Here is a 6,678-nt window from a genome sequence, read left to right on the forward strand (position 1 = left end):
CCGGCGCGCGACGCACCACGGCCGGCGACCCACGCCGCTTGCCCGCATCCGCGGGAGTTTACACGTGGACGAGCGTACCTTCGTCCTCGCCCAGCACGATACGCTTGAGCGCGCCCGGCTTGTTGATCGAAAACACGCGAATCGGCAGCTTCTGGTCGCGGCACAGCGCGAAGGCCGTCGCGTCCATCACCTGCAGATTCCGGCTGATCGCCTCGTCGAAGCTGATCGTCGCGTAGCGCGTGGCCGACGGATCCTTCTTCGGATCGGCAGAATATACGCCATCGACCTTGGTCGCCTTCAGCACGACCTCGGCGCCCACTTCCGAACCGCGCAGCGCGGCGGCCGTGTCCGTCGTGAAGAACGGGTTGCCCGTGCCGGCCGCGAAGATCACGACCTTGCCTTCCTCGAGCTGGCGGATCGCGCGGGGCCGGATGTACGGCTCGACGACCTGGTCCATGCGCAGCGCGGATTGCACGCGTGCGACGATGCCGGCGTGGCGCATCGCGTCCTGCAGCGCCAGCGCGTTCATCATCGTCGCCAGCATCCCCATGTAGTCGGCCGTCGCGCGGTCCATGCCGGCCGCACCGCCCGCGACACCGCGGAAAATGTTACCGCCGCCGATCACGACCGCAAGCTGCGTACCGAGACCCACGACTTCGGCAATGTCCGCCACCATCCGTTCGATCGTCGCGCGATTGATGCCGAAGGCATCGTCGCCCATCAGCGCTTCGCCGGAGAGTTTGAGGAGGACGCGTTTATAGGCATTGGACATAGGGGCTTCCGAGCGACGAGAGGATGACAACCACGAACTGTAGGGGCGAAATACTGATTCGGGCAAGCGCCGACGGTCGGACCGGGGTTCCCGGCCGGCCGGCGGCGCCGCCGGCCGCGGCGGAGCGGACGCCCGCCGCGGATACTGCCTGACTGCTTACTGCTGCTTTGCTGCTGCGACTTGCGCGGCCACTTCGGCGGCGAAGTCGTCCTGGCGCTTCTCGATGCCTTCGCCGACGACGAACAGCGCGAACTTCTGCACCGTGGAATTCGCTGCCTTCAGCATCTGCTCGATCGTCTGCTTGTCGTTCTTCACGAACGTCTGGTTCAGCAGCGACACTTCCTTCAGGTACTTCTGGACGCTGCCGTCGACCATCTTCGCGACGATTTCAGCCGGCTTGCCCGATTCCGCAGCCTTCTGCTCGGCCACGCGGCGTTCCGTGTCGATCAGTTCCGCCGGCACGTCGGCCGACGACAGCGCGACCGGCTTCATCGCGGCGATGTGCATCGCGACGTCCTTGCCGACCTGCTCGTCCGCACCCGTGTACTCGACGATCACGCCGATACGCGCGCCGTGCAGGTACGTCGCGATCTTGTTCGCGGTTTCGAAGCGCACGAAACGGCGGATCGAGACGTTCTCGCCGATCTTGCCGATCAGTGCCAGGCGCACTGCGTCGACCGTCGAGCCTTCGAGCGGCAGCGCCGACAGCGCGGCCACGTCGGCCGGGTTCTGCGTCGCGACGAGTTCTGCAACCGTCTTCGAGAATGCGAGGAAGTCGTCGTTCTTCGCGACGAAGTCGGTTTCGCAGTTCAGTTCGACCAGCGCGCCTGCATTGCCGCCGACGAACGATGCGACGACGCCTTCGGCCGTCACGCGCGATGCCGCCTTGCTCGCCTTGTTGCCGAGCTTGACGCGCAGCAGCTCTTCAGCCTTGGCCAGGTCGCCGTCGGCTTCCGTCAGCGCCTTCTTGCACTCCATCATCGGTGCGTCGGTCTTTGCGCGCAGTTCTGCCACCATGCTTGCGGTAATTGCCGCCATCATTCGCTCCTTGAGTCTGTATTCACAACGCCGCCCGCTTGGACGCGAACGGCCGAAAATCGTTTCCGGACCCGCGCCGATTCAGCGCGATCAGGTCCGGCGCACAAGCTTAAAAAAAGGGGGCCTGTTGAGAGCCCCCTTTTTGCGCCGGCTCGGGGCCAGTTACGCGTTTTCCTCGACGTACTCGTCGTCGCCGCGCGCTGCCTGGACCACTTCGTTGACCGCGTTGGCACGGCCTTCGAGGATCGCGTCGGCCACGCCTTCAGCGTACAGCGCGACTGCCTTGCTCGAGTCGTCGTTACCCGGGATCACGTAATCCACACCTTCCGGCGAGTGGTTCGTGTCGACCACGGCGATGACCGGCACGCCCAGCTTGTTCGCTTCCGTGACGGCGATCTTGTGGTAGCCGACGTCGACGACGAAGATTGCGTCCGGAATGCCGCCCATGTCCTTCACGCCGCCGATCGACTTCTGCAGCTTGGCGATTTCGCGCTCGAACAGCAGCGCTTCCTTCTTGCTCATCTTCTCGAGCTCGCCTGCCTCGACTGCCGCTTCCATGTCCTTCAGGCGCTTGATCGAAACCTTCAGCGTCTTGAAGTTGGTCATCATGCCGCCGAGCCAGCGTGCGTTGACGAACGGCATGCCTGCGCGCTGCGCTTCCTGGGCGATCGTGTCACGCGACTGGCGCTTCGTGCCGACGAACAGGATCGTGCCGCGGTTTGCTGCCAGCTGGCGCACGTACTTCTGTGCGTCCGTGAACATCGGCAGCGTCTTTTCGAGGTTGATGATGTGAATCTTGTTGCGGTGACCGAAAATGAACGGAGCCATCTTCGGGTTCCAGAAGCGCGTCTGGTGACCGAAGTGGACACCCGCTTCCAGCATTTGGCGCATCGTAACTGCCATGTAAATTCTCCACGAGGGTTGGGTCTTAAGCCGGCTGCCGTACCGCCGCGCGAACGCGCCCCGAAGGACCTTCGTTCCGCGCGGCCGGCACCCTTGGTTGCGCCGGCTTGCGATTCGGCACGTGCGAAAATGCGCGTGCCACAAGCCTTTCATCGCCATGCCGCCCCAAAACGAGGCAGGTTCGGCATTTGGATGTCGACTTAGCCAAAGAGTATAGCACGCCGATTTGTCGGCTCTCAAGTCGCCCACCACTTTCGCTTGCCGCGCGGCAGCCGGCCGGACAATCCCCGAAAACCCGCATCGGCACCGCCGGCAGGGGCTGCGAGGCCAGCCATAAGGTGCGATAATCCGTCAATTCACCGCATTCCAGGCATACCTCGATGGCTATTACGCTCAAAAACGAACACGACATCGCCGAGATGCGCGTCGCCTGCCGTCTCGCGAGCGAAGTGCTCGACTTCATCACGCCGCACGTCGTCGCGGGTGTCACGACCGCCGAACTCGACCGGCTCTGTCACGAATTCATGCTCAACGAGCAGGGCACGATCCCCGCACCGCTGAATTATCAGCCGCCCGGCTATCCGCCGTACCCGAAGGCCACCTGCATCTCGGTCAACGACGTGATCTGCCACGGCATTCCGGGCGAGAAGGTGATCAAGAACGGCGACGCGCTGAACATCGACGTCACGGTGATCAAGAACGGCTACTTCGGCGACACCAGCCGGATGTTCATCGTCGGCGAGGGCTCGATCCTCGCGAAGCGCCTCGTGCAGACCACCTACGAATGCATGTGGCTCGGCATCGACCAGGTCAAGCCCGGCGCGCACCTCGGCGACATCGGCTACGCGATCCAGAAGCACGCGGAAGCGCAGGGCTACAGCGTCGTGCGCGAATACTGCGGCCACGGCATCGGCACGGTGTTCCACGAAGATCCGCAGGTCGTCCACTACGGCCGTCCGGGCACCGGCATCGAGCTGAAGGCCGGGATGATCTTCACGATCGAGCCGATGATCAACGCCGGCAAGCGCGACATCCGCACGATGCCCGACCAGTGGACGGTCAAGACGCGCGACCGCAGCCTGTCCGCGCAATGGGAGCACACCGTGCTCGTCACCGAGACGGGCTACGAGGTGCTGACCGTGTCGGCCGGCACGCCGGCACGCCCGGTGTTCGCGCAACCGGCCGCCGCGGTCTGAGCGCCGTCGCGCCCGCCCTGCCCGCCCCCGACCTGAACGGCCACCCATGAGCGCTCACGCCGCCCCCTCGCCCGAAGCGCTGTCGCGGCGCGCCGAATTCAAGGCCGCCAAGGTCGACATGCTCGAGCGCTTTCGCAGCGCGACGAACGTCGCGTCGCTGATGCACGCGCTGTCGAAACTCACCGACGATGCGCTCAAGCGCGTGTGGGACGAGTGCGGCGTGCCCGCCACGCTCGCGCTCGTCGCCGTGGGCGGCTACGGACGCGGCGAGCTCGCACCCTACTCCGACGTCGACATCCTCGTGCTGCTGCCCGACGCGCACGACCCGGCGCTCGACGCACGCATCGAGCGCTTCATCGGGATGGCATGGGATCTCGGCCTCGAGATCGGCAGCAGCGTGCGCACGGTCGCGCAATGCATCGAGGAAGCGTCGCAGGACGTCACCGTGCAGACCTCGCTGCTCGAGGCGCGCCGCATCGTCGGCAGCACCGCGCTGTTCGAGCGCTTCACCGTGCGGTATCACGAGGCGCTCGACGCCCGCGCGTTCTTCACCGCGAAGGTGCTCGAGATGCGCCAGCGCCACGCGAAGTTCCAGGACACGCCGTACAGCCTCGAGCCGAACGTGAAGGAAAGCCCCGGCGGGCTGCGCGACCTGCAGACGATCCTGTGGATCGCGCGCGCGGCCGGCTTCGGCAGCAGCTGGCGCGAGCTCGACACGCGCGGGCTCATCACCGAGCGCGAGGCGCGTGAGCTGCGCCGCAACGAAGGATTCCTGAAGACGCTGCGCGCGCGGCTGCACGTGATCGCCGGCCGCCGCCAGGACATGCTCGTGTTCGACCTGCAGACGCAGGCCGCCGAGAGCTTCGGCTACCGGCCGACGCAGGCCAAGCGCGCGAGCGAGCAGCTGATGCGCCGCTACTACTGGGCCGCGAAGGCGGTCACGCAGCTCGCGACGATCCTGATCCAGAACATCGAGGCGCAGCTGTTCCCCGCGACGAGCGGCATCACGCGTGTGCTGTCGCCCGATCGTTTCGTCGAGAAGCAGGGCATGCTCGAGATCGTCGACGACGGCGTGTTCGAACGCCATCCCGACGCGATCCTCGAAGCCTTCCTGCTGTACGAGGTGACCCGCGGCGTGAAGGGCCTGTCCGCCCGCACGCTGCGCGCGCTGTACAACTCACGCGAGATCATGAACAACACGTGGCGGCGCGATCCGCAGAACCGCCGCACGTTCATGCAGATCCTGCAGCAGCCCGAGGGCATCACGCATGCATTCCGGCTGATGAACCAGACGAGCGTGCTCGGCCGCTACCTGCTGAATTTCCGCCGCATCGTCGGCCAGATGCAGCACGACCTGTACCACGTGTATACGGTCGACCAGCACATCCTGATGGTGTTGCGCAACCTCCGCCGCTTCGCGGTGGCCGAGCATGCGCACGAATACCCGTTCTGCAGCCAGCTGATCGGCAATTTCGAGCGCCCGTGGGTGCTGTATGTCGCCGCGCTGTTCCACGACATCGCGAAAGGCCGCGGCGGCGACCATTCGACGCTCGGGATGGCCGATGCGCGGCGCTTCTGCCGCGAGCACGGCATCACCGGCGACGACGCGGCGCTGATCGTGTGGCTCGTCCAGCATCACCTGACGATGAGCCAGGTCGCGCAGAAGCAGGACACGAGCGACCCCGAAGTCATCAAGCGCTTCGCGGAAGTCGTCGGCAACGAACGCTACCTCACCGCGCTCTACCTGCTGACCGTCGCCGATATCCGCGGCACGAGCCCGAAGGTGTGGAACACGTGGAAGGGCAAGCTGCTCGAGGACCTGTACCGCATCACGCTCGCGGTGCTCGGCGGCGCCAACCCCGATGCGCATTCGGAACTGAAGTCGCGCCAGGAGCAGGCGCTCGCGCTGCTGCGCCTCGAGACCGTGCCCGACGACGCGCACCGCGCGCTGTGGGATCAGCTCGACGTCGGCTTCTTCCTGCGTCACGACGCGGCCGACATCGCATGGCAGACGCGCGTGCTGTACCGGCACGTGAACGCCGAGACGGCGATCGTCCGCGCGCGGCCGTCGCCGATCGGCGACGCGCTGCAGGTGCTCGTGTACGTGAAGGACCGCCCCGACCTGTTCGCGGGCATCTGCGCGTACTTCGACCGCAACGGACTGTCGGTGCTCGATGCGCGCGTCAGCACCACGCGGCATGGCTATGCGCTCGACAATTTCATCGTCACGCAGACCGAACGCGACGTGCGCTATCGCGACATCGCGAATCTCGTCGAACAGCAGCTCGCGACGCGCCTTGCCGAGACCGCGCCGCTGCCGGAGCCGTCCAAGGGCCGCCTGTCGCGGCTGTCCCGGACGTTTCCGATCACGCCGCGCGTCGACCTCCGGGCCGACGAGCGCGGCCAGTACTACATCCTGTCCGTGTCCGCCAACGACCGGCCGGGCCTTCTCTATTCGATCGCGCGCGTACTGGCCGAGCATCAGGTCGGCGTCCACGCGGCGCGGATCAATACGCTCGGCGAACGCGTCGAGGACATCTTCCTGCTCGACGGTGCCGGCCTGTCCGACAACCGCCTGCAGATCCAGCTCGAAACCGAATTGCTGCGCGCGATCGCAGTCTGAATGAATCCCAGCGTTTATGCGCACCAAATTAACCGTCAAGAATCCGCGTCCGGCGTCGCCGACCCGCGCACCCGTCCGCTCCGGCAGCCTCGTCGCTCGCAAGGCGGTGCGCCCCGCCGCGCCGCCCGCGGCCGACAAGCCGCCGC

5 protein-coding genes are annotated in these 6,678 nt (G+C 66.0%); 2 read left to right on the forward strand and 3 right to left on the reverse strand.

Annotated elements, in window-relative coordinates; all coding sequences use genetic code 11:
* Positions 1-58: 58 nt before the first annotated feature.
* From pyrH to rpsB, 3 genes are all read right to left on the reverse strand, one after another.
* Positions 59-772, reverse strand: a complete 714-nt coding sequence (gene pyrH / locus F3J14_RS21370; protein WP_006752151.1) for a UMP kinase — start codon at positions 770-772, stop codon at positions 59-61.
* Between the two features lie 156 nt (positions 773-928).
* Entirely contained in the window at positions 929-1,810 is an 882-nt protein-coding gene (tsf, locus tag F3J14_RS21375) for a translation elongation factor Ts (RefSeq protein WP_006752150.1), read from the reverse strand.
* 162 nt (positions 1,811-1,972) lie between these two features.
* Entirely contained in the window at positions 1,973-2,713 is a 741-nt protein-coding gene (gene rpsB / locus F3J14_RS21380) for a 30S ribosomal protein S2 (RefSeq protein ID WP_006752149.1), read from the reverse strand.
* Between the two features lie 380 nt (positions 2,714-3,093).
* Here rpsB and map point away from each other — a divergent pair, with 380 nt between their 5' ends.
* Together map and F3J14_RS21390 are read left to right on the forward strand one after the other, a co-directional pair.
* Positions 3,094-3,909 carry a type I methionyl aminopeptidase gene (gene map, locus F3J14_RS21385; RefSeq protein ID WP_006752148.1) on the forward strand — a complete coding sequence of 272 codons (816 nt, stop codon included), beginning with the start codon at positions 3,094-3,096 and terminating at the stop codon, positions 3,907-3,909.
* 46 nt (positions 3,910-3,955) lie between these two features.
* Positions 3,956-6,532 (forward strand): [protein-PII] uridylyltransferase, encoded by a 2,577-nt coding sequence (locus tag F3J14_RS21390; protein WP_166724715.1) that lies wholly within the window; start codon positions 3,956-3,958, stop codon positions 6,530-6,532.
* Positions 6,533-6,678: the final 146 nt, after the last annotated feature.

It is taken from the genome of Burkholderia sp. Tr-862 (assembly GCF_011753085.1).
In the GTDB taxonomy this organism is placed as follows: Bacteria; Pseudomonadota; Gammaproteobacteria; order Burkholderiales; family Burkholderiaceae; genus Burkholderia; species Burkholderia ambifaria.

Coding starts and splice junctions, on each gene's coding strand:
- rpsB (WP_006752149.1), bottom strand. CDS start 2,713: ATGGCAGTTACGATGCGCCAAATGCTGGAAGCGGGTGTCCACTTCGGT.
- F3J14_RS21390 (WP_166724715.1), top strand. CDS start 3,956: ATGAGCGCTCACGCCGCCCCCTCGCCCGAAGCGCTGTCGCGGCGCGCC.
- tsf (WP_006752150.1), bottom strand. CDS start 1,810: ATGGCGGCAATTACCGCAAGCATGGTGGCAGAACTGCGCGCAAAGACC.
- pyrH (WP_006752151.1), bottom strand. CDS start 772: ATGTCCAATGCCTATAAACGCGTCCTCCTCAAACTCTCCGGCGAAGCG.
- map (WP_006752148.1), top strand. CDS start 3,094: ATGGCTATTACGCTCAAAAACGAACACGACATCGCCGAGATGCGCGTC.